This is a genomic window from Pseudomonas sp. St29, from assembly GCF_001547915.1.
In the GTDB taxonomy this organism is placed as follows: domain Bacteria; phylum Pseudomonadota; class Gammaproteobacteria; order Pseudomonadales; family Pseudomonadaceae; genus Aquipseudomonas.
In genome coordinates this window covers 1,594,702-1,616,630 of sequence record NZ_AP014628.1, presented here as the reverse complement: position 1 = coordinate 1,616,630, position 21,929 = coordinate 1,594,702, and the positions used below count along the sequence as shown (strand labels likewise).

Below are 21,929 nucleotides of genomic sequence, written 5' to 3'. Positions count from 1 at the left end.
GAACGCTCCTGTGGGAGAGTTTTTACCGATGGATTAAGCGAATGAAGGAGCAAGCGGGCCGACACTCCCCGGTGGAGCGCAGCCTCGCCTCAGGTCAAGCCGGTCACTGGCCGTCGAGCAGTTGCGGCACCCGCCACGGATTGGCGCTGTGCAGCTCGGCCGGCAACAACGCCTCGGGCAGGTCCTGGTAGGCCACCGGGCGCAGGAAGCGCTGGATCGCCAGGCTGCCCACCGAGGTGCTGCGGCTGTCGGACGTGGCCGGGAAGGGCCCGCCGTGGACCATGGCGTGAGCCACTTCGACGCCGGTGCCGAAACCGTTGGCCAGCAGGCGCCCGGCCTTGCTCTCCAGCAACGGCAACAAGGCCCGCACTTGCGGCTGATCGCCGTCGCTCAGGTGAACGGCGATGGTCAACTGGCCCTCCAGGCTCTGCAGGACCTGCTGCAACGCAGCGACGTCCTCACAGCGAACGATCAGCGAGGCCGGGCCAAAGACTTCCTCGCGCAATTCGCGGCACGCCACGAAGGCCGTGGCCGAGGTGGCGAACAGCGCCCCGCGCGCCTGCGGGCCCTGCCCTTCCGGGCCCAGGGCCAGGGTCTGCACCCGGGCATGCGCGGCGAGAATGGCCACGCCTTGGCAATAGCTGCGGTAAATGCCCGGCGTGAGCATGGTCTGCGCCGCCACATGGCCCAGGGCCTCGGCGGCGGCCCGCTCAAAACGCTGCAACGCCGATCCATCGACGGCCAGGATCAGCCCCGGGTTGGTGCAGAACTGCCCGGCGCCCAGGGTCAGCGAGGCAACGAACGCCGAAGCCATCGGCTCCGCGCGTTCCTCCAGGGCATGGGGCAACAGCAGCACCGGGTTGATCGAACTCATCTCCGCATAGACCGGGATCGGTTCGGGGCGCGCCGCGGCGATCTGCATCAGCGCCATCCCGCCGCTGCGCGAGCCGGTGAAGCCCACGGCCTTGATCCGCGGATCCGCCACCAGCCCCTGGCCGATGCTGCGGCCACTGTCGAACAGCAGTGAAAACACGCCCTCGGGCATGCCCTGCTGCCGGGCCGCCCGAGCGATGGCCCGGGCCACCAGTTCCGAGGTCCCGGGGTGGGCCGAATGCGCCTTGACGATCACCGGGCAACCCGCTGCCAGGGCCGAGGCGGTATCGCCACCGGCCACGGAAAAGGCCAGGGGAAAGTTCGACGCGCCGAACACCGCCACCGGCCCCAGGCCGATCTGCCGCAGGCGCAGGTCGACCCTGGGCAGGGGCTGGCGCGAAGGTTGCGCCGGATCGATCCGTACCCCGAGGAAGCCGCCATGGCGCACCACGGCAGCAAACAAGCGTAACTGGCCGACGGTACGTCCGCGCTCGCCCTCCAGGCGGGCGCGGGGCAGGCCGGTTTCCAGCTGGCAGCGCTCGATCAGCTCATCGCCCAGCTCAAGGATGTGGCTGGCGATACTCTCCAAAAATGCCGCTCGCTGCTCCAGCGGCAACTGCCGATAGGGCTCGAACGCCGCCTGGGCCAGGGCGCAGGCGCGCTCCAGGTCGGCCTGTTCGGCACCGCCAAAAGCCGGTTGCAACACCTCGCCGCTGGCGGCGGCCAGCCCGTGGATCCGCCCATTGGCGCCGAAGCTGGCGCGTTGGCCGATCAGCATCTGTCCAGTCACTGTCATGGCTTGCCTCGTCTGTTGGAAAATGCGCACGCTCATTCCACCTCATCGCCATCCAGCACCAGCTTGGCGCCGGGCACCCCGGTGTTGGCGCCCCAGGTGTAGATGCACAGGGCCATGAGGGTCACGGTCAGGGTGTCGAAGGGGTGAGCCAGGACGCCGATGCCGCCGAAGCTGCCCAGGTAGGAAATGACCATGGTCAGGGCATAGAAGGCGATCAGCCACAGCGACGAGCGCACCTGCTCGCCGATGCTCAGGTGGTCGGTCGGCACCAGGCGCCTGCACAGCAGGTAGATCACGAACATCAGGATCTGCAGTCCCAGCAGCCAGGACACCGTGCTCCAGCCGGACCAGTAGACGATCAGCGCCGCAATCACGAAGGACACCGGGCCGAGCAAGGCAAAACCGCGCACCCGGAACGGCCGCGGCATCTGCGGTGCGCTCTTGCGCAAGGCCGCGACACTGACCGGCGCCACGGCGTAGCTGAGCACCAGGGCCGCCGAGACCACGTTGATCAGCGCCTCCCACGAGGGAAACGGCAGGGTCCAGAACACCGACAGGCCGAAGGTCAGCCACAGCGCCGGGCGCGGGATGCCGGACTGCTCATCGATGCGGGTGAAGACCTTGAAGAAGGTCCCGGTGCGAGCCCAGCCATAGACCACCCGCGGCGTGGCGTTCATGTAGATGTTGCCGCAGCCGCTGGGGGAGATCACTGCATCGGCCACCACCAGATAGGCCAGCCAGCCGACCCCGAGGGTCAGGGCGATGTCGCGGTACGGCAGGGAAAATTCCTTGCTGATGCCGCTCCAGCCGTTGGCCAGCATCTCCGTGGGAATGCTGCCCAGGAAGGCCAACTGCAGCAGGCCGTAGATCAGGGTCGAGAGCAGCACCGAGAGAATCAGCGCGATGGGAATGGTGCGCTGCGGATTGCGCACTTCGCTGGCCACGGAAATGATCGGCGTCAGCCCCAGGTAGGCAAAGATGATGCCCCCGGCCGATACCGCCATCTCGATCCCCGACAGGCCGAACGGCGCAAAGCCCTGGATGTGGAAGTTGTCGGGCTTGAAGAAGGTGAACAGCACCACGATCACCAGCAAGGGCACGATGAACTTGAACAGGCTGATGAAGTTGTTGGACTTGGCGAAGGTCTTGACGCTGGAGTAGTTGAGCCAGAAGAACAGGCACAACAGGGCGAACTGCAGCAGCCAGCCGATGATCGTCGGGTTGCTGGAACCTTCGTGGGTCAATAGCGGGAACCAGGCCGCCGCATATTGCCGGGCCGCCACCACTTCGATGGCCACCAGGCTGGAAAAGGCGATCAGGGTGATGAAGCCCATCAGGTAGCCCAGCAGCGGGCCGTGGGAGAACACCGGGTAGCGCACCACGCCACCGGCCCGGGGCAGGGCCGCCCCCAGCTCGCAGTAGACGATGCCCAACAGCAGCACGGCGAAGCCACCCAGCAGCCAGGAAAAGATCCCGGCCGGCCCGGCAATCGCCGAAACGTGGCTGGCGGCGAACAGCCAGCCGGAACCGAAGATCGCACCCAGACCGATGAAGGTCAGGTCCACCAGAGAAAGTTGCTTCTTGAATTTGCCTTTGCCTGACATGGGGCTGCGCCTTTTTGGGGTTATTGGAATAGGCAGGTCGAATGTCACGTCGGCGGGGCCGCCCGACGCTTGCAGCACATGCGCTGTTACGCAAGCGGGCGCCCCGCCCGGGGCGCCCGGCAAGGGATTACAGGCCGACGTCCGGCAGGCTCGGCCGCGTGGCCAGGGCCTTGGCGACTATGGCTTTGACTTCGGCCAGGGTTTCCCCTTGCAGCGCCAGACGCGGCGGCCGGGTGATGGACGAACCGCGGCCCACCAGTTCTTCGCAGAGCTTGATGCACTGCACCAGATCCGGCCGGGCGTCCAGGTGCAGCAGCGGCATGAACCAGCGATACAGGGCCAGGGCCTCCTCGAAGCGTTTGTCCCTGGCCAGGCGGAACAGCGTCTCGCCTTCCCTGGGGAAGGCCACCGACATGCCCGAGACCCAGCCCTCGGCGCCCACCGCGACGCTTTCCACCACCACGTCATCGAGCCCGGCAAACAGCACGAAGCGATCGCCGACCGCGTTGCGCAGGTCGATGAAGCGCCGGGTGTCACCGGAGGAATCCTTGAAGCAGACGATGTTCTCGCAGTCCTGCAGGGCGATCAGCACCTCGGGGGTGACGTCGTTCTTGTAGATCGGCGGGTTGTTGTAAACCATCACCGGCAAATCGGTGCCGGTGGCCACGGCGCGAAAATGCGCCGCGGTTTCATGGGGCTTGGCCGAGTACACCAGCGCCGGCATCACCATCACCCCATCGGCCCCGGCCCTGGCGGCCTCGCGCACGGTGTTGCGGGCAAAGTCAGTGGTGAACTCGGCCACCCCGGCAATCACCGGCACCCGGCCGGCCGCGGCGTCCTTGGCGACTTCGATCACCGCGAGTTTCTCGGCGGTACTCAGGGAGGTGTTTTCCCCCACGGTGCCGCACACCACCAGGCCGGACACGCCATCGTCCACCAGCTTGCGCATGACCTGGTGAGTGGCCTGCAGATCGAGGGAGAAATCGGCTTTGAACTGAGTGGTCACGGCGGGGAATACACCGCTCCACTGGATGGCTTTACGGCTCATGGTCTTGTCCTTGTTTGAGGTCGGCCGGGCCGACTGGCGTTGGAGACGCTATCCAGAGTCGCCTTTTATCCCCCTTGCAGCTTGAAGCTTTTCACCCCCGCAGGAGACGAAATCGGCACATTCAGCGATCGCCTGCGCCGTACCTCCCCGAGCCCGGGTACGCACCGGCGACTGTGCCGATTTCGTCATCCGCGCCAGGGAAAACCCACAAGCGGCAGCCCCCTCGCCAGGGCCACTCTGTAGCTCTTTCCCCGCAGGTGCCGCCATGAAAAAAATAACCGTGATCGACTCCCACACCGGGGGTGAACCCACCCGTCTGGTCATCGACGGCTTTCCCGACCTGGGCCGGGGCTCCATGGCCGAGCGCCTGCAAACCCTGCGCAACGACCACGATCAATGGCGCCGCGCCTGCGTCCTCGAACCCCGGGGCAGCGACGTACTGGTGGGCGCCCTGCTCTGCGCGCCCCAGGCCAGCGATGCCTGCGCCGGCGTGATCTTCTTCAACAACAGCGGCTACCTGGGCATGTGCGGCCACGGCACCATCGGCCTGGTGCGCTCGCTGTACCACCTGGGGCGCATCGACTGCGGCGTGCACCGCATCGAAACCCCGGTGGGCACGGTGCAGGCCACCCTGCATGACGACCTGTCGGTGAGCGTGCGCAATGTGCCCGCCTATCGCTACCGCAGGCAGGTGGCGCTGCAGGTGCCGGGGCACGGCACGCTGCACGGCGACATTGCCTGGGGCGGCAACTGGTTCTTCCTGATCAGCGATCATGGCCAGCGCCTGGCCCTGGACAATGTCGAAGCCCTGACCCATTACACCTGGAGCGTGCGCGCGGCCCTGGAAGCCGCCGGAATTACCGGCGCCGGGGGCGGGATCATCGACCACATCGAACTGTTCGCCGACGACTCGCAAGCCGACAGCCGCAACTTCGTACTCTGTCCGGGCAAGGCCTACGACCGCTCTCCCTGCGGCACCGGCACCAGTGCCAAGCTGGCCTGCCTGGCCGCGGACGGCAAGCTCGCCCCGGGCCAGACCTGGCGCCAGGCCAGCGTCATCGGCAGCCAGTTCAGCGCCCACTACGAAGTGGTCGGCGACCGGATCATTCCCACCCTGCGCGGCAGTGCCCATATCAGCGCCGAAGCCACCCTGCTGCTGGACGACAGCGACCCGTTCGCCTGGGGCATCGGCTCGTGAAGGTGCAGGCCGAGGCCGATGTGATCGTGGTCGGCGCCGGCATCATCGGCGCCGCCTGCGCCCACGAACTGGCCCGCCGCGGTCTGCGGGTGCAGGTACTGGACGACGCCCGTGGCGGCGCCACCGCAGCCGGCATGGGGCATCTGGTGGCCATGGACGACAACCCTGCGGAGCTGGCCCTGAGTCACTACTCCATCGGCCTCTGGCGCCAGTTGCGTGCCCATCTGCCCGAGGCCTGCGCCTACCGCAATTGCGGCACCCTGTGGCTGGCCGCCGACCGCGCGGAAATGGACCTGGCCCGGACCAAGCAGCAGACCCTGGCCGCACAGGGCGTCACCGGCCAACTGCTCGATGGCCCGGCACTGGCGGCCCTGGAACCGATGCTGCGCCAGGGCCTGGGCGGTGCCCTGCAAGTCCCCGGCGACGGCATCCTCTACGCCCCGGCCACCGCCCGCTGGCTGCTCGACAGCCAGCCGCTGATCCGCTGTCTGCGTGCTCGGGTCCGCAGCGTCGCCGGCAACCGGCTGGAACTCGACGATGGCCGGGTGCTGCAGGCGCCCCAGGTGCTGCTGGCCAACGGCTACGGCGCCCGGGAGCTGCTGGCGGAACTGCCCTTGCGACCGAAGAAGGGCCACCTGCTGATCACCGACCGCTACCCGCAGCAGGTGGGGCATCAATTGGTGGAACTGGGCTATGCCGCCAGCGCCCACGCCAGCAACGGCACCTCGGTGGCGTTCAATGTCCAGCCACGCCCCACCGGGCAACTGCTGATCGGCTCGTCCCGACAGTTCGACACCCTGGAGCCCGAGGTCGAGCCCCAGGTGCTGGCACCGATGCTGCGGCGCGCGGTGGAGTACCTGCCGGCACTGGCGCAGCTCAACGGCATCCGCGCCTGGACCGGCTTTCGCGCCGCCACGCCCGACGGCCTGCCGATCCTCGGCGAACACCCGCAACAGCCGGGGCTGTGGCTGGCGGTCGGCCATGAAGGGCTGGGGGTGACCACCGCCCCCGGCAGCGCACGGCTGCTGGTGCAACAGATGTTCGGCGAATGCCCGGCGCTCGATCCGCGACCTTATCTGCCCGGGCGCTTCGCCCCCCTGACTGGAGAGTCCCCATGATCATCTACCTGGATCGACAGGCACTGGCCGTGCGCCCCGGCCTCACGGTCGCCGCCGCCGTGGCCGCCAGCGGCGACCCGCGGACCCGCACCGCCTGCAACGGCGGGCCACGGGCGCCGTTCTGCGGCATGGGCATCTGCCAGGAATGCCGGATGAGCATCGACGGCCTGCGCCAACTGGCCTGCCAGACCCTGTGCCAGGACGGCATGCAGGTGGAGCGCAGCCAATGAACCCCCGGCGCCTGCGCTGCCAGATACTGATTGTCGGCAGCGGCCCGGCAGGGCTGGCCGCGGCCCGAGCCGCCAGCCACAGCGCCCGCTCGATCGTGCTCATCGACGACAACCCGCGCCCCGGCGGCCAGATCTGGCGCCAGGGTCCGACGCCGCCGGCCGCGGACGAACGCTTCAAGGTTGTGCAGCACCCGGCGGTGCGGTACCTCGGCGCCACCCGCGTGATCGCCGCCCTGAGCTCCCACAGCCTGCTGCTGGAGGATGCCCGCCAGGCCTGGCAGCTGGACTTCGAACAGCTGATCCTGTGCTGCGGCGCCCAGGAACTGCTGCTGCCCTTTCCCGGCTGGACCCTGCCCGGGGTCACCGGCGCCGGAGGTCTGCAGGCCCTTGTGAAAAACGGCCTGCCCCTGCAGGGAAAAACCCTGGTGATCGCCGGCAGCGGCCCCTTGCTGCTGGCCACCGCCGCCACCGCACGCCAGGCCGGGGCGCGGGTGCTGCGGGTGCTGGAACAGGCGCCCGCCGCGGCGGTGCTGGGGTTCGCCAGCCAACTGTGGCGCTGGCCGACCAAGCTGATCCAGGCCATGCAACTGCTCACCCCGGCCTACCGCTGCAACGCCCACGTGGTGGAGGCCCTGGGCGACCAGCACCTGCAACGGGTACGCATCCGCCAGGGCCGGCACCTCAGTGAACTGCCCTGCGACTACCTGGCCTGCGGCTTCGGCCTGGTGCCCAACACCCGACTGGCCAGCCACCTGGGCTGTCGCCTGGAACAGGGGGCCATCGCCGTCGACGCGCAACAACGCAGCAGCCTGCCCCAGGTCCTGGCCGCCGGTGAATGCACCGGCATCGGTGGCAGCGAACTGGCCTTGATCGAAGGCGAGATTGCCGGCTGCGTGGCCAGCGGCCAGCGTGCCCGGGCCGCCACGCTGATCGACCGCCGCCGGCACTGGCAGGACTTTGCCGCACGGCTGCAACGGCACTTCGAACTGCAACCGCAGATCCTGCAACTGGCCCGCCCCGATACCCTGCTCTGCCGGTGCGAAGATGTGCCCTATGCGGCCGTAGCCGGCGCGGCGGACTGGAGCAGCGCCAAGCTGCACAGCCGGTGCGGCATGGGCGCCTGCCAGGGCCGGGTCTGCGCCAGCGCCGCCCGGCGCCTGTTCGACTGGCCCGAGGTGGCGCCGCGTTCGCCCCTGGTGCCGGCCCGGGTCGCCACCCTGATGCTCGACGCCCGCCCGCCGGACGCGGCAGACTAAAAACCGGCACCGGCCCGGGTCGGCACGCAGCCCCCGGCCCTTTGCCGGCCCTGGCTTTAGCGACACAGATCCATCCCCCAAGCCCCCCCAGAGAGAGGCCGACGATGATCGATAGCGCACAGCTCCACCATTTGCCCAGGGCCATCGCCGCCCAATCCCCCGGGGACATCGACAGCCTGCTGGCCAACATGGCACCCCTCGCCCCGCTGCTGGACTGCATCCCCAGCGCGGTGTTCTTCATCAAGGATCTGCAGGCCCGCTACCTGATCGCCAACCTGACCCTGGCCCAGCGCTGCGGCTTCAAGAGCATCCGCCCCCTGCTGGGCAAGACCTCCGCCGAGGTCTTTCCCGCGGTGCTCGGCCCGGTCTACACCGAGCAGGACCAGCGCGTGCTGCACCAGGGCGTGACCATCAAGGGCCAACTGGAATTGCACCTGTACGGCAGCCGCGAACCGGGCTGGTGCCTGACCCACAAGCTGCCGCTCTATGGTCGTGACGCCCGGATCATCGGCATGGCCGGCATCTCCCTGGACCTGCAGGCGGCCCATGACACCCATCCGGCCTATGAACGCCTGGCGGCGGTGGACCGGCATATCCGCGAGCACTACAGCGAAGCCATCCGCCTGCAGGACCTGACCCGCATCGCCAGGCTGTCCACGGCCCAGCTGGAGCGCTACTGCAAGCGCATCTTCCACCTCACGCCGCGGCAGATGATCCACAAGGTGCGCCTGGAACACGCCTCACAATTGCTGCTGACCCAGGAGCCCATCACCGAAGTGGCCCTGCAATGCGGCTACACCGACCACAGCGCCTTCAGCCGGCAATTCAAGGCCCTCACCGGGCTCAGCCCGCGGCAGTTCCGGCAGAACGCCGCGGCCCCGCTCATGCCTGACAGAAAGTGCGGTAGTCGAACAGGACATTGAAGCCGGCCTTGCGGTAGATCGACAGACCGTCGAGCGAGGCCTCCAGCACGCACCATCTGGCGCCCCGGCTCCGGGCGAAGCCGAGCACCGCGTGGATCAGCGCCGTGGCATAACCCCGCCCCTGGAAACCCTGCAGCGTGCCGATATCGTCCAGCCGCGCCACCTCCGGCCCCAGGGACAGGGTCAAGGCGCTCACCGGACGCTGATCGACGTACAGGCTGAAATGCCGCAAGGCCCGCCCGGCCTGCAACGCCGCCCGATGCCGCGCCAGGTACTGCTCGATGGCCGCATCCCCCGACTCGAAGGCACTCGCCACCGGCCGCGCCCAATCCTGCAGGTGCCGATCGGTGCAGCGCACATCCCTCAGCGCCGGCGCGGCCTGGGACGGGACGTAGGAAGCAAGATCGAGGGCCATGCACCGGGTCTGGTCCGCCGCCACCAGTTGCTGCTGGAGCAACTGCTGGCTGTAGCGCGCCGCCTGGGCCTGGGGCATCACCACACAGAACGGCACCCCGGCGCGCTCGAGAAACGCCACGCCCTCGGCCAGAGGCTCGGCGTTGTCGCGTTCGCTGCCCTGCATCAGCAGCAGGTTCAGGCTGCTGGCTGCAACGCCGGTGCAATAGGCGTTCACCTCGTCGCCAAAGCGGCGATAGAACTGCGAGATGGACAGGAAGAAATAATCCTCTGCCCGATGGTACAGATCGCTGATCGCAACGCGCGGTGCCTGCGCCATGTCCTGCCTCCTTGAGCCTCGCGGCGCCGGATCCGACGCCTGCAGCGGGCCACGTTAAGCCCACAGCCCAGGCAGCTCCAGCACAATCCTGTTTGATTGTGCGAAGCCATGTACCGAAGTGTAAGCAGGCGTGGGTGCTCGCCCGAGGTTCACCCCTCCAGCCGATCGATCGGGCGTCCGGCGCGGATCGCCCTGGCCATTTGCAGGTGGTTTTCCAGTTTCGGTAGGGTTTCCTCGGCGAACGCCTTGAGCTCGGGAAGCTCGCTGGTCTGCGCCTGTTGCCGGATCTGCCGGATCGCCGTCTGGGTGGCCTTGATCTGGTTCGTGGCGTAGACGCGGTCGCTATCCTCGCCTTCGGGAAGTGGCGGCACCCGGCGCTTGGCCTGGTCCAGCAGTTGTTCCCGGGGGGCCACCGGCAGGTCCAGCTGCCTGGCAATTTTCGCCAGATGCTGATTGGCCGTGGTGCGATCGTTGATCACCTGGATGGTGTATTCCTTGAGCGCCTTGGATGAGGTCAGCCGGTGCGCCTGGCGGCTGGCTTCGATATCGGCCATGGCTTGGGCCGAGGCATCGTCGATGAAGGCCGCAGGGGATTGGGCCAGGGCGCTGCCGGCACCAAGGCCCAGCAACAGGGCCAGGCCGGCGCGGCCAAGGACAGTGGCCATGCAGTTCATGGGTGGGTTCTCCTCTTGCAAATCCATCCGGCGGGAGCCAGCGCCCCCGCCTGCATTGGGAAAACCCTGAGCACCAAAGGTTTACCGGGAGCGGCGCCGAGACGACGAACGGCGACGCTTCCCGCTTGGGTCCGGGGGCTGGATCAGCGCGCCGGCCTCAGGCGCTGGAGCGGCTCTTGCGCTCGCGCTTGACCGCATACATGGCCTCGTCGGCGTACTTGAACAGCTGTTTTTCCTCCAGGCCATGTTCGGGGTACAGGCCGATGCCGATGCTCGGCAGGATGTTCAGCCAATGGCCATCCAGGCGCAGTGGCTCGTTTAGCGCGTGGCGAATTTTTTCCGCCACGTGCTGGGCGTCGTCAATGTGCTGCACGCTTTCCAGCAGCACCACGAATTCATCGCCGCCCATGCGCGCCACGGTGTCGGATTCGCGCACGCAACCCTTGAGGCGGTTGGCCACCGCTTGCAGCAGCATGTCGCCCACGGCATGCCCGCAGGTGTCATTGACCTCCTTGAACTTGTCCAGGTCGACGTACAGCAGGGCCATGCGTCCCGAGTCGCGCCGGGCCCGGGCCAGGGCCGAACGCAAGCGCTCGCGCAGCAGTTCGCGGTTGGGCAGATGGGTCAATTGGTCGTACTCGGCCATGTAGTGCAGGCGCGCATGCAATTGCGCACGTTCGATGGCCGCAGCCAGCTGGGCACTGACGTACTGCAGCAGTTCCAGCTCCGCCTCACCGTAGCCTTGGGCGCCGGGGGCGCTCTTGACCATGAGCACGCCGATGGTGCCCTTCTGCGAATTCAGCGGCACCCCCAGCCAGCAACGCGGGCCTTGGATGACCGCGAACTCGTCCCACAGATTCCGGCTCGACGGGCATGTGGGCGCCAGCAGCAGGGACTGGCCATGCTGCAGCACCTGGGCGCAAAACCGCCCGATCAGGGTTCCGGGCCGTTCCGGGCTGCTTTCGCAGTCGTCGACATGGTAGGGAAAGCTCAGGCTGTCGCTGCGCTCGTCGTACAGCGCCAGGGCGAAATTGAGCGCCGGCAGCCACTCGCCGATGATCCGGTGCACTCGCTTGAACAGCCCCAGCAGGTCTTCGGTGGCGTGGGCCGCCTCGGAGATGGCATACAGCGCGGCCTGTTTCGACTCGGCCAGCTTGCGCTCGGTGATGTCCCGGGCCACGGCAATGCGCAACTGGTCCACCTCCGACCAGCGCGCCGACCAGAGGATATGGGCCACGCGCCCGTCCTTGCGCAGGTAGCGGTTCTCGAAGTTGGGCTTGGGCACACCGCCCATGATTTCCCGGGCGGCCTGCAGGGTGCGTTCGCGATCGTCCGGGTGTACCAGCTCGATCATCCGCCGACCGATCAGCTCATCGGCGGTGTAGCCGAATACCCGCTCGCAGGCAGCGCTGACAAACACGAAGCGACCCTCGATATCCACGGCGCACACGGCGTCCAGGAGCAGGTCGATGAAACTGGCCAGAGGCGCGGAGTTGTTGGTTGCCATCAGAGAAAGCTACTACCCATGAAAAATGCACTGAGTACCCATCCCTTGAGCCTGTTCGGCCAGTGTCGAGCACCGGCCTTACACCCTCGCACCCCGCGAGCGGCGTTATGCCTTGTTGCCGATCAGTCCCGGTACCGCATGCAGCAGGGCATTGATCGCAAAACCGATGAACATCACCCCGCAGATCCGGGTGATTGCCAGTTCGTGGCGCTGGTAGCCATCGCGCACCCGACGCGCGCCGACAACGCCGATGAGAATAGCGTATGCCGCAAGCCCACCGAGGAAGCTCAGGGCAATCAGACCGGGCAGCATCGACCAGGTGAGCAGCTCGGCGCGGCTGGACAGCAGCGCGGTGAAGGTGGCCACGGCCACCGGGTATGCCTTGGGATTGGTCAGGCCGAAGAGAACGCCGTGCCAGAACGGATGGCGCGCGGCGCCCTGGGGCTCATAGCCGTTGCCGCGACGAGCGCGGATCGCGCGCATTCCCAGCCAGAACAGGTACAGGCCACTGAGCAGGCCGAGGATATTGAAAGCCTCGCTGCCGATTTCCCGGGCACCGACAATGGCGATCAGCGCCGTGCTGCACCAGACCACATCCCCCAGCATGTGCCCGCCAAGAAACCCGGCGCCGGCCTTGCGGCCTCGGGACGCACCGATGCCGAACACCGCCAGGACCCCGGGTCCGGGGGTGATGGCATAAATGAAACCCGAGGCGATAACGGCCAGCAACAGCGATGAGGTCATCGGCAAGACTCCAGAACGGATGCACCTCACGGTAACGCCAGGCACAGAACGAATCTGCCGGATTCTGCACGATCAAGGCACCTTGCCACCAGCGACTTTCGTCAGCTGCTTCCAGGCAGCGCAACCTCAGTCGGTGGGGTAAAAGCGCATTCCCGCGTAGGGACGTTCGCGACAGGCGCGTAATCGCGAGGCCAAGTCACCGACATGGACCTCCAGTCGATGGCCATCGGGATCGAGAAAATAAAACGATGCGCCCTCGCTGCGGTTGTCGCGCCACTCCTGAACCCGCGCCTCCCGCAGACGCTGTACCAGCGATGAAAAATCCGCGGCGCCGACGCCAAAGGCGTAATGGGTGTAATCGGCAACGGCCGGCGCCTGCCGTTGCGGGTCCAGGGACAGGCACAGCCACAGCCCCGGCAACGACAGATAGGCTCCGCACTCCCAGGTGGCCTCCAGGCGCAGTTGCAATAGCTGGTGATAGAAGGCCAGGCTGCGGGGCAAGTCGCTGACCGCCAGGGTCAGGTGATTGAGGCCAGTGAGCATGGATCACACACCTTTCAGGGCTTGGGGCAAGGGGTAGCGCTGACCGTCGTAGTGCAAGGTGACGCGGCTGCTCCTGGGCGCCAGATCACGACGCTCGCAACCGGCCGGGCCCTTGAAATGCTCGGTGTCGACGATTCGCGTACGCACCAGCAGGTCGACATGGCCATTGCGCTGGCCGTTGCCCAGCTCCAGGGTCCGCTGCAGGATCCGGCTGCGCCCGACACACTCACCGCCCGTGCCGAACTCGCCGCGGCGCTCATCCACCACCAGCCCTTCGAGCCTCGGCGGAAGGCCCTTGCCATCGCGCACGAACAGGGTCAGCACGGTTTTCTCATAGGGCCGGGTGCTGGAGGCGCGGAGGTAGTTCACCCGCAGGCCAAAGGCCCGCTCCTCCTCGCTCAACTGATAACGCCCGGTGTCGATCTGCAACCCCTGCAAGGCCAGGCCATCGGAACGCGGGGCCAGGTCCTTGTTGTAACTGGCCACGGCCCAACCGTTGTCGTCAAGCAGCAGCGCCACATCCAGGTTGTAGCGGGGTGCTTTGGCGTTGACCGGCCCCTGCATCGGCGTTGCTCGAACCCCGATATTCATGCCTTCTTCCGCCGGCCAGGGCTTGCAGACATGGAGTTCTCCCGGGGCATAGATTGAGTCGCTGCACTCGGCCAGCGCGGTCGTCGCCATGCCCAGCAAGGCGCACAGCAGCAGCCCTCGGGCCGATTGTTCAAGCCGTTTCATCAAGCGTCCTTATCGATTGCCGGTATCAGATACCGCTGTAGCCATTGGGCAGGACATAACGCTGGCCGTCGTAATGCAAAGTGACGAGCACCGGCTTGGCGGTCACCGACTTGGACTGGCACTCCTCTCCGACTATTTCGCTTCGGGTACTGACGCTGACCGAACGCACGATCAGGTCGGCATAACCATGGCTGCGGGTCTTGGCGATCTCCAGGGTACGGGTGGTTTTTGTCCCCTCCCCGGCACACTGGCCATCCCATTCGCCGTTGTAGGAGTGGGCCAGGAATTTCTCCAGCACCGGGCGCAGGGTGCTGCCCTCTCGCACATACAGGTTGAGCCAGACCTGACTGAAGGGGTTGACCCGGGACGAGCCTTCGAACCCGGCACGGACCCCGAACGCCCGCACCTGCGGCGTGAGTTGGAAGCGCCCGGTGTCGAGCTTCACGCTCTCCAGGCGAACCGCGTCGGAAACAAAGGCCGCAGGCTGTGCATAGCGCGCCAGGACCTGTCCGCTGTTGCGCTCCAGCACTGCCAGTTGCAGGTTGTAGGTGCCGTCACCGTTGCCGGTGTCGCTGGGGTCCGGAACCATCTCGGACAACAGGCTGATGCTCTGGTCGGCAAACGCCGGCCAGTCCTTGCACAGGGAAAAGCCCGGAACCTCGGCATTGCGTGGCGGCGGCAGGCATTGGGCCGCCACCGAGGTGGCGCCGGCCAGCAACGCCAGGCTGCCCAGCAGCGGGATCAGAGAAGAGCGACGGAACATTCACGACTCCTTGTGACAGGCGGATTCAGCGCGATTTCTGCTCGCACTATCCTCTGCCGCGCGGATGCTTTCAACGCTGGGAGCTGGTGCTCGGGAGTTGCCTTGTGACAACTCCAGACCTGACGAATGGCCGGGGCTGGGCTAGGGTATGACGAGATCGCCATGTCCATCATGTCCCTGCGCTTGCCCGATGAGCTCGCTGAAACCCTGGCCCTGCTGGCAAAGGCCACCGGGCGCAGCAAGTCGTTTCTCGCCGTGGATGCCCTGCGGGAATACCTGGCGCGGGAAGCCTGGCAGATAGAGGAAATCCAGAAGGCCCTGAACGAGGCCCACGCGGGTGACTTTGCCAGTGCCGAAGAAGTGGCAGCCATCGCCGGCAAGTGGACCGACAATGGGCATTGAATGGCTGCGCAGCGCCTTGAACAACCTGGATGCTGAGGCGCGTCATATCGCCCAGGACGATCCCCGGGCCGCTGCGGAATTCGTCAGGACGCTATTGGCCAGCATCGAGCAACTGGCCCGCCTCCCCTCAAGCGGCCGCGAAGGCCGCCTGCCCGGCACCCGGGAGTGGGTGGTACCGGGGTGGCCCTACCTGATTCCCTATCGGGTGCGGGGAGACCGGCTACAGATACTGCGAATTTTCCATACCCGCCGTCAGCCCCCGGCGCGTTGATGAACGCTTCACTTGCAGGAGCTGGCTTGCCAGCGAAACGGACCTACCCGTTCCTCAAAACGCGCTACGGAAGATCTCCTCGATCTGCCGTTGATCCGCCGGACGCGGGTTGGTCAGGCCGCAGGCGTCTTTCAGGGCGTTGGCCGCCAGCAGCGGAATGTCCTGCAACTTGGCCCCCAGTTCACGCAGGCCGGCAGGAATCTCCACATCCCGAGCCAAGGCACGAATCGCCGCGATTGCCGCCTGGGCCCCCTCCTCCGGGCTGAAACCACGGATGTCCGCGCCCAGGGCGTGAGCCACATCGGTCAGGCGGTCGGCGCAGACGCTGGCATTGAAACTCTGCACATGGGGCAGCAACACGGCGTTGCACACCCCGTGAGGCAAGTCGTAGAAACCGCCCAGTTGGTGGGCCATGGCGTGCACGAAGCCCAGGGACGCGTTGTTGAAGGCCATGCCGGCGAGGAACTGGGCATAGGCCATGTTCTCCCGCGCCAACAGATCGCTGCCGTCGTGCACCGCCTGACGCAGGTTGGCGCTGATCATGCTGATGGCTTTGAGCGCACAGGCATCGGTGATCGGGTTGGCGGCGGTGGACACATAGGCTTCGATGGCATGGGTCAGGGCGTCCATGCCGGTGGCGGCGGTCAGGCCCTTGGGCATCGCCACCATCAGCGCCGGATCGTTGACCGACAGCAAGGGCGTGACGTTACGGTCGACGATGGCCATTTTCACGTGGCGCGACTCGTCGGTGATGATGCAGAAACGGGTCATTTCGCTGGCGGTGCCGGCGGTGGTGTTGATGGCGATCAGCGGCAACTGCGGCTTGCTTGAGCGATCGACCCCTTCGTAATCGGCAATCTGTCCGCCGTTGGTGGCACACAGGGCAATGCCCTTGGCGCAGTCATGGGGCGAACCGCCCCCCAGGGAGATGACGAAATCGCACTGCGACTGCTGCAACTGCGCCAGTCCCTGCTCGACGTTGGCGATGCTCGGATTGGGCTTGGCGCCATCGAAGATCACCGAATCGATGTCCTGCATGGCCAGCTTCTCGGCGATCATCCCGGCCACCCCGGCCTTGGCCAGGCCGGCGTCGGTGACGATCAGCGCCTTGCGAAAACCATAGTTGCGAATGGCCTCCATGGCTTCGTCCAGGCAGTTGATACCCATGATGTTGACGGCGGGAATAAAGAAGGTGCTGCTCATGAGGAAGTCTCCGGGCGAAGGCCCAATGCGGGTGTCGATGCGGTGTATGCCCGACAGGATCGACTCATCGGTCACGGGCGATCTTGATCTGGCTCAAGGGTCGGTCGTGATAAAGTCGGCGCCCTGATCACCTACTGCCTTGAGACCAATGACCGCGATGACGGATTTCCAGGAATTTGACGCCGAACTTGAAGACTGGAACGCCCTGGGCACGAGCACGGCGTTCGGCGGCCTGCTGATCGGCAACGGCGCCAGCCGCGCCGTGTGGGAAGACTTCGCCTACGATTCGCTGTTCGAAAACGCCCGCACCGTCGAAGAAAAGCCCCTGAGTCCATCCGAACTCAGCGTGTTCGAAGCCCTGCAGACCCGCAGCTTCGAGCAGGTGCTGGGGGCCCTGAAAACCACCAGCCGGGTCAACAAGGCCCTGGCGGTCAGCTCGGCGGCGCCGCGCAATCGCTACTACGCGATCAAGGAAGCGCTGATCAACACCGTGCACGCGGTGCACATTCCCTGGCGCCTGATCCAGGCGCAGAGCCTGGCGGCCATCAACCAGGAACTGCGGCGCTACCCCACGGTGTTCACCAGCAACTACGACCTGCTCAACTACTGGGCCGTGCAGCATGACAGCCAAGGCATCGACGACCTGTTTCACGGCGCCGACCCGGCCTTCGCACTGGGCACCGCCCCCCGTGCCGCGACCCGCATCCTCTACCTGCACGGCGGCCTGCACCTGGTACGCAACCTCGATGGCAGCGCGCGCAAGCTGAGTGCCACCGAAGGCACCCTGCTGGGCAGCTTCGCCATCAACAACACCCTCAAGACCCTGGACGACGTGCCCTTGTTCGTCAGCGAAGGGCCGCTGGCGGACAAGCTCAAGACCATCCGCAGTTCGGACTACCTGTCGTTCTGCTACCAGCAGCTGCTGGATCACAACGGCGCCCTGTGCATCTTCGGCCACAACCTGGGGCCCCAGGACCAGCACCTGGTGCAGGCGATCCGCCAGTCGGCCGTCACGACCCTGGCGATCTCCATCTACCCGCGCAGCGCGGCGTTCATCCAGCACCAGAAGCGTCATTACGCCAAGCTGTTCGAAGGGTTGGAGTTGAACCTGCGCTTCTTCGATTCCAAGACCCACGCCCTCGGCAACCCGGCCCTGGCGGTGCCCGTCGAACACTGACCGCGCCGGGCGCGGGCGTCCTGGGGATCGTCGCGGGCCTGCGGCCCGTTCGCAGCCTGCGGCAGCGGCTACAGATGGGGACGCGCCAGGCTTGGTGTAGCCGCTGGCGCAGCCTGCGATAAGCACCGCCAGGGGCTTGGGCGCCCTGGGGATCGCCGCGGGCCTGCAGCCCGTTCGCAGCCTGCGGCAGCGGCTACAGATGGGGACACGCCAGGCTTGGTGTAGCCGCTGGCGCAGCCTGCGATAAGCACCGCAGGGGCTTGGGTGTCCAGGGGATCGCTGCGGGCCTGCGGCCCGTTCGCAGCCTGCGGCAGCGGCTACGGATGGGGACACGCCAGGCTTGGTGTAGCCGCTGGCGCAGCCTGCGATAAGCACCGCCAGGGGCTTGGGTGTCCTGGGGATCGCCGCGGGCCTGCGGCCCGTTCGCAGCCTGCGGCAGCGGCTACAGGAAGTGGTCGGGGTTCATTCTTCGTTGCTGTGTACCACCACCAGCAACTGCGCCTGCTCGTCCCCCAGGGAGCGAATGCGGTGGGGTTTCTGCGCGTTGAAGTGCAGTGCGTCGCCACGGTTGAGGATCACCCGTTCGTTCATGAAATCCACTTCCACCTGGCCTTCGTGGACGAACAGGAACTCCTCCCCCAGGTGCTCCTTGAAGGTCTTGTCACTGAACTCCCTGGCCGGGTAGATGATGAACGGCAGCAGGTTGCGCTCGCTGACCTGGTGGGCCAGCACCGCATAGCCCGGGGCCTGGTCGTTGGCCGCCAGCGACTGGCGCTGGTCGCTGCGCACCAGGCTGTAGCTGTCGAGGCTGATGCTGTCCTCGGCGAACAGCTCCTCGACCTTGACGTTCAGCGCCTTGGCCAGTTTCAGCGCCGCCGCGATCGACGGGGTGTTCAACCCGCGCTCGACTTTCGACAGATAACTCTTGGTCATCCCGGATTTTTCGGCCAGGGCCTCCAGGGTCACGCCAAGTTTTTTTCTCAGTAATTTCAAACGGATAGACATGTAGAGCGGTTAATCCATCTAGGAAACAACGATTGGCGCTTGCCAATGACACAAAGTGTCATATAGCCTTTTAAGTGTCATCACGCCTCACCCAACGACCTCGCAAGCAGCAGGTGAAGCGCAGATCCGACGTCCATTGCACTTCTCAAAGGACCTTCGACATGGCCAAGACATTAGCACTGCCCAAAGACCAGCTGGTCAAGCACGCCCTGACCCAGATGCAAAACACCCTGGCGGATAATACGTGGACCGACCGGCAAAAGCTGGCCCTGACCTGCCGCATCCTGTTCGAAAACGGCCATGACTCGGGCCTGGCCGGGCAGATCACCGCCCGTGGCCCGCAACCGGGCACCTACTACACCCAGCAGCTGGGCCTGGGCTTCGACGAAATCAGCGCCAGCAACCTGCTGCTGGTCAACGAAGACCTGGAAGTCCTCGAAGGCCACGGCATGCCCAACCCGGCCAACCGTTTCCACAGCTGGGTGTACCGCGCCCGGCCGGACGTGAACTGCATCATCCACACCCACCCGACCCACGTTGCCGCGCTGTCGATGCTCGAAGTGCCGCTTGAGGTGTCGCACATGGACCTCTGCCCGCTGTACGAGGACTGCGCCTTTCTCGAAGCCTGGCCGGGGGTGCCGGTGGGCAACGAAGAAGGCGAAATCATCTCCGCGGCCCTGGGCGACAAGCGCGCGATCCTGCTTTCCCACCACGGCCAGCTGTCCACCGGCGCCAGCATCGAGGAAGCCTGCGTGATCGCCCAACTGATCGAGCGCGCGGCCAAGCTGCAACTGCTGGCCATGGCCGCCGGCCGCATCAAGCCGATCCTCCCGGAGCTGGGCCGCGAAGCCCACGACTGGATCTCCAAGCCCAAGCGCCACGGCGCCGCCTTCAACTATTACGCTCGGCAAAACCTGAAAAAACACGCCGACTGCCTGAACTGATCCACCCCTTATGCCTTGCAGGAGTTGCACCATGCCTACCCCCAAGATCCACGGCATCATCGGCTACACCGTCACCCCCTTCGGCGCCAACGGCGAAGGCCTGGACCTGGACGCCCTCGGGCGCTCCATCGACCGCATGATCGACGCCGGCGTCCACGCCATCGCGCCCCTGGGCAGCACCGGCGAAGGCGCCTACCTCAGCGACGCGGAATGGGACCAGGTCGCCGAGTTCAGCATCCGCCACGTGGCCAAGCGCGTGCCGACCATCGTCAGCGTCTCCGACCTGACCACCGCCAAGGCCATCCGCCGCGCGCGCTTTGCCGAAGCCCAGGGCGCCGACGTGGTGATGGTGCTGCCGACCTCCTACTGGAAACTCAGCGAAGCCGAGATCCTCGCCCACTACCAGGCCATCGGCGCCAGCATCGGCGTGCCGATCATGCTCTACAACAACCCGGCCACCAGCGGCACCGACATGTCGGTGGAGCTGATCCTGAAGATCTTCCACAGCGTGGAAAACGTCACCCTGGTCAAGGAGAGCACCGGCGACATCCAGCGCATGCACAAGCTGCACCTGCTGGGCGAAGGCCAGGTGCCGTTCTACAACGGCTGCAACCCGCTGGCCCTGGAAGCCTTCGCCGCGGGTGCCAGCGGTTGGTGCACGGCGGCGGCGAACCTGATCCCCCAGCTCAATCTCGACCTGTACCAGGCCGTGCTGGAGCATGACCTGCAACGGGCCCGGGAACTGTTCTACCGCCAACTGCCGCTGCTGGATTTCATCCTCAAGGGCGGCTTGCCGGCCACGGTCAAGGCCGGGCTGGAACTGACCGGGCTGAACGCCGGCGAGCCACGCCGGCCGGTGTTTGCCCTGAACGCGGGCGGTCGACAACAGTTGCACACACTGCTGCAGACCCTGGGTTGAAGCCCTGACAAAAAAGCCCGGGCGGCTGACACCGTCCGGGCTTTGGCATGGGCCGCGTTCACGCGTGGCTCAGTGGCTGTTCAGCGCCACCGGGGCCGTGGCCTTGAACTGCGGGTCCTGCAGCATCTGCGCGATGAACTCGTCGGTGATGCGCTGCACATGCTGGTATTGGCCGCCATCGAGATTGGCCCAGCCGCGCCAGGAGCGGGTGTGGTTGCTGACCCGGTACTTGGCCAAAGGCTGGTCGCCACGGCTGACATGGAACATCACCTGGCTGTCCCAGGTGACGCGACCCGGCACGATAAAAAAGGTCATCGCGCTCAGCAGCCCCATGGGAATGTTCTGCCAGCCGAAGTAGTCACTGTCGGCCATCACGATCACGTTGTAGCCATCGGCAGTGAACCCCGACTGCACCTGTTCGAAGGTGCCGCGGCGGCGCAGTTCATCACGGATCAGGCCCCCGGGAATGGCGCCCATGACGCTGACGCTGATCGCCGGCAACGCCTGCTGATAATCCACCTCGGCCGGCTTGAGACTATGACTGGTCTGGCAACCCCCCAGCCCCAGCATCAACACCAGCAACACCCACAACCGCGTCCGCATCACAACTCTCCCGAGAGCATGGCCTTGAGCATCGAGGCCTTGGGCCCTTGCTCCTTGACGATCAACGGCGTCGCTTGTTCCATCTTCTCCAGGTCGACCCGTTGCAGGCTGGGCACGTGCGGGTACTTGGCACGCACCAGGGCGGCGTCGCGCTCCATATGGTCACTGTGCAAAAACACGCATTTGGCCCCCAGCGCCGACAGACAGGCCGCGCGGAAATCGCCGACGTAATAGGCCTTGCCGGCTTCCAGCTCCAAGGGGATGGAGAAGTCCTCGCGGCTCCAGGACTTGGCGTTGCCGCGATCGAAATGCAGGTTGTAGATCTCGTAGCGCCCAGGCTTGAGTGGCATGACGAACAGGCTGCCGATGCCGTGCCAGCTCTCGCGCACATCCCGTGGCGTGCGGCCGTAGATCTCGTTGTACAAGCGCGCCGAGGCGAACCCGTCACCGCCTCGTGGACGAATCAGCAGCATCTGTTCGTTGGCGGTGTGCACCGCCTTCGGCCAGATCCCGACCACCCCCACCACATAAGCCACCCCCGACTGCGGGTCGGGGTTCATGTTCTTGGCAATTTTCGTGGGTGACAGACTGTAGCAACCGCTCAGCGCCAGCAGCGCGGCGAGTAAAACGAAAGGGCGAATCATGAGGTCGCAGATCCCT

General features: G+C 66.1%; 24 protein-coding genes. 10 read left to right on the top strand and 14 right to left on the bottom strand.

Going from position 1 to position 21,929, the window contains the following annotated elements:
• Positions 1-103: 103 nt before the first annotated feature.
• From PST29_RS07320 to PST29_RS07310, 3 genes are all read right to left on the bottom strand, one after another.
• Positions 104-1,669, bottom strand: coding sequence for an aldehyde dehydrogenase (NADP(+)) (locus tag PST29_RS07320; protein ID WP_060842720.1), 1,566 nt, complete (start codon positions 1,667-1,669; stop codon positions 104-106).
• Positions 1,670-1,701: 32 nt separating this feature from the next.
• Entirely contained in the window at positions 1,702-3,273 is a 1,572-nt protein-coding gene (locus tag PST29_RS07315) for an APC family permease (protein WP_060842719.1), read from the bottom strand.
• Positions 3,274-3,400: 127 nt separating this feature from the next.
• Positions 3,401-4,321 carry a dihydrodipicolinate synthase family protein gene (locus tag PST29_RS07310; protein WP_060842718.1) on the bottom strand — a complete coding sequence of 307 codons (921 nt, stop codon included), beginning with the start codon at positions 4,319-4,321 and terminating at the stop codon, positions 3,401-3,403.
• A gap of 265 nt (positions 4,322-4,586) precedes the next feature.
• Between PST29_RS07310 and PST29_RS07305 the strand changes: the two genes are divergently transcribed.
• The 5 genes from PST29_RS07305 to PST29_RS07285 all read left to right on the top strand — a co-directional run bounded on the left by PST29_RS07305 (position 4,587) and on the right by PST29_RS07285 (position 9,046).
• Positions 4,587-5,519: a 4-hydroxyproline epimerase gene (locus PST29_RS07305; RefSeq protein WP_060842717.1), complete on the top strand. Its 933-nt coding sequence runs from the start codon at positions 4,587-4,589 to the stop codon at positions 5,517-5,519.
• Positions 5,516-6,637: an NAD(P)/FAD-dependent oxidoreductase gene (locus PST29_RS07300; protein ID WP_060842716.1), complete on the top strand. Its 1,122-nt coding sequence runs from the start codon at positions 5,516-5,518 to the stop codon at positions 6,635-6,637. Before PST29_RS07305 ends, PST29_RS07300 begins: the two co-directional genes overlap by 4 nt.
• Positions 6,634-6,867: a 2Fe-2S iron-sulfur cluster-binding protein gene (locus tag PST29_RS07295; RefSeq protein ID WP_060842715.1), complete on the top strand. Its 234-nt coding sequence runs from the start codon at positions 6,634-6,636 to the stop codon at positions 6,865-6,867. The genes PST29_RS07300 and PST29_RS07295 overlap by 4 nt, the downstream gene beginning before the upstream one ends.
• Positions 6,864-8,123, top strand: a complete 1,260-nt coding sequence (locus tag PST29_RS07290; RefSeq protein ID WP_060842714.1) for an NAD(P)/FAD-dependent oxidoreductase — start codon at positions 6,864-6,866, stop codon at positions 8,121-8,123. The genes PST29_RS07295 and PST29_RS07290 overlap by 4 nt, the downstream gene beginning before the upstream one ends.
• A 104-nt stretch (positions 8,124-8,227) precedes the next feature.
• Positions 8,228-9,046 (top strand): AraC family transcriptional regulator, encoded by an 819-nt coding sequence (locus tag PST29_RS07285; RefSeq protein ID WP_060837962.1) that lies wholly within the window; start codon positions 8,228-8,230, stop codon positions 9,044-9,046.
• Here PST29_RS07285 and PST29_RS07280 read toward each other — a convergent pair.
• From PST29_RS07280 to PST29_RS07250, 7 genes are all read right to left on the bottom strand, one after another.
• Positions 9,006-9,779: a GNAT family N-acetyltransferase gene (locus PST29_RS07280; RefSeq protein ID WP_060842713.1), complete on the bottom strand. Its 774-nt coding sequence runs from the start codon at positions 9,777-9,779 to the stop codon at positions 9,006-9,008. The two genes, PST29_RS07285 and PST29_RS07280, sit on opposite strands and share 41 nt — an antisense overlap.
• Positions 9,780-9,928: 149 nt before the next feature.
• Positions 9,929-10,453 carry a DUF4142 domain-containing protein gene (locus tag PST29_RS07275; RefSeq protein WP_060837959.1) on the bottom strand — a complete coding sequence of 175 codons (525 nt, stop codon included), beginning with the start codon at positions 10,451-10,453 and terminating at the stop codon, positions 9,929-9,931.
• A 157-nt stretch (positions 10,454-10,610) separates the two neighbouring features.
• Positions 10,611-11,960 carry a sensor domain-containing protein gene (locus PST29_RS07270; protein WP_060837958.1) on the bottom strand — a complete coding sequence of 450 codons (1,350 nt, stop codon included), beginning with the start codon at positions 11,958-11,960 and terminating at the stop codon, positions 10,611-10,613.
• Between the two features lie 105 nt (positions 11,961-12,065).
• The gene (locus PST29_RS07265) at positions 12,066-12,704 is read right to left on the bottom strand and encodes a LysE family translocator (RefSeq protein ID WP_060842712.1); all 639 of its coding nucleotides are present in this window, start codon (positions 12,702-12,704) and stop codon (positions 12,066-12,068) included.
• Between the two features lie 126 nt (positions 12,705-12,830).
• Positions 12,831-13,247 carry a fosfomycin resistance glutathione transferase gene (gene fos, locus PST29_RS07260; protein WP_060837956.1) on the bottom strand — a complete coding sequence of 139 codons (417 nt, stop codon included), beginning with the start codon at positions 13,245-13,247 and terminating at the stop codon, positions 12,831-12,833.
• 3 nt (positions 13,248-13,250) lie between these two features.
• A complete protein-coding gene (locus PST29_RS07255; protein ID WP_060842711.1) occupies positions 13,251-13,982 on the bottom strand; it encodes a hypothetical protein in 732 nt (243 codons plus the stop codon).
• A gap of 25 nt (positions 13,983-14,007) precedes the next feature.
• A complete protein-coding gene (locus tag PST29_RS07250; RefSeq protein ID WP_060842710.1) occupies positions 14,008-14,745 on the bottom strand; it encodes a hypothetical protein in 738 nt (245 codons plus the stop codon).
• A 162-nt stretch (positions 14,746-14,907) separates the two neighbouring features.
• On the opposite strand from PST29_RS07250, the gene PST29_RS07245 reads away from it, so the two are divergent.
• Positions 14,908-15,147, top strand: a complete 240-nt coding sequence (locus tag PST29_RS07245) for a CopG family ribbon-helix-helix protein (RefSeq protein WP_060837953.1) — start codon at positions 14,908-14,910, stop codon at positions 15,145-15,147.
• Complete coding sequence (locus PST29_RS07240) at positions 15,137-15,418, top strand: type II toxin-antitoxin system RelE/ParE family toxin (protein WP_060837952.1); 282 nt, start codon at positions 15,137-15,139, stop codon at positions 15,416-15,418. The genes PST29_RS07245 and PST29_RS07240 overlap by 11 nt, the downstream gene beginning before the upstream one ends.
• Before the next feature lie 54 nt (positions 15,419-15,472).
• Here PST29_RS07240 and yiaY read toward each other — a convergent pair whose 3' ends face one another.
• Entirely contained in the window at positions 15,473-16,621 is a 1,149-nt protein-coding gene (yiaY, locus tag PST29_RS07235) for an L-threonine dehydrogenase (protein ID WP_060837951.1), read from the bottom strand.
• Between the two features lie 157 nt (positions 16,622-16,778).
• On the opposite strand from yiaY, the gene PST29_RS07230 reads away from it, so the two are divergent.
• Entirely contained in the window at positions 16,779-17,798 is a 1,020-nt protein-coding gene (locus PST29_RS07230) for a DUF4917 family protein (protein ID WP_060845078.1), read from the top strand.
• Between the two features lie 462 nt (positions 17,799-18,260).
• Here PST29_RS07230 and PST29_RS07225 read toward each other — a convergent pair whose 3' ends face one another.
• Positions 18,261-18,803: a helix-turn-helix domain-containing protein gene (locus PST29_RS07225; RefSeq protein ID WP_060837950.1), complete on the bottom strand. Its 543-nt coding sequence runs from the start codon at positions 18,801-18,803 to the stop codon at positions 18,261-18,263.
• A 161-nt stretch (positions 18,804-18,964) separates the two neighbouring features.
• Here PST29_RS07225 and PST29_RS07220 point away from each other — a divergent pair, with 161 nt between their 5' ends.
• Together PST29_RS07220 and PST29_RS07215 are read left to right on the top strand one after the other, a co-directional pair.
• A complete protein-coding gene (locus tag PST29_RS07220; protein WP_060842709.1) occupies positions 18,965-19,747 on the top strand; it encodes an aldolase in 783 nt (260 codons plus the stop codon).
• A 31-nt stretch (positions 19,748-19,778) separates the two neighbouring features.
• A complete protein-coding gene (locus PST29_RS07215) occupies positions 19,779-20,666 on the top strand; it encodes a dihydrodipicolinate synthase family protein (protein WP_060842708.1) in 888 nt (295 codons plus the stop codon).
• A 69-nt stretch (positions 20,667-20,735) separates the two neighbouring features.
• Here PST29_RS07215 and PST29_RS07210 read toward each other — a convergent pair whose 3' ends face one another.
• On the bottom strand, positions 20,736-21,269 hold the full coding sequence (locus PST29_RS07210; protein WP_060842707.1) for a hypothetical protein: 534 nt from the start codon (positions 21,267-21,269) through the stop codon (positions 20,736-20,738).
• Positions 21,269-21,913 carry a hypothetical protein gene (locus PST29_RS07205; protein WP_047302337.1) on the bottom strand — a complete coding sequence of 215 codons (645 nt, stop codon included), beginning with the start codon at positions 21,911-21,913 and terminating at the stop codon, positions 21,269-21,271. Before PST29_RS07205 ends, PST29_RS07210 begins: the two co-directional genes overlap by 1 nt.
• Positions 21,914-21,929: the final 16 nt, after the last annotated feature.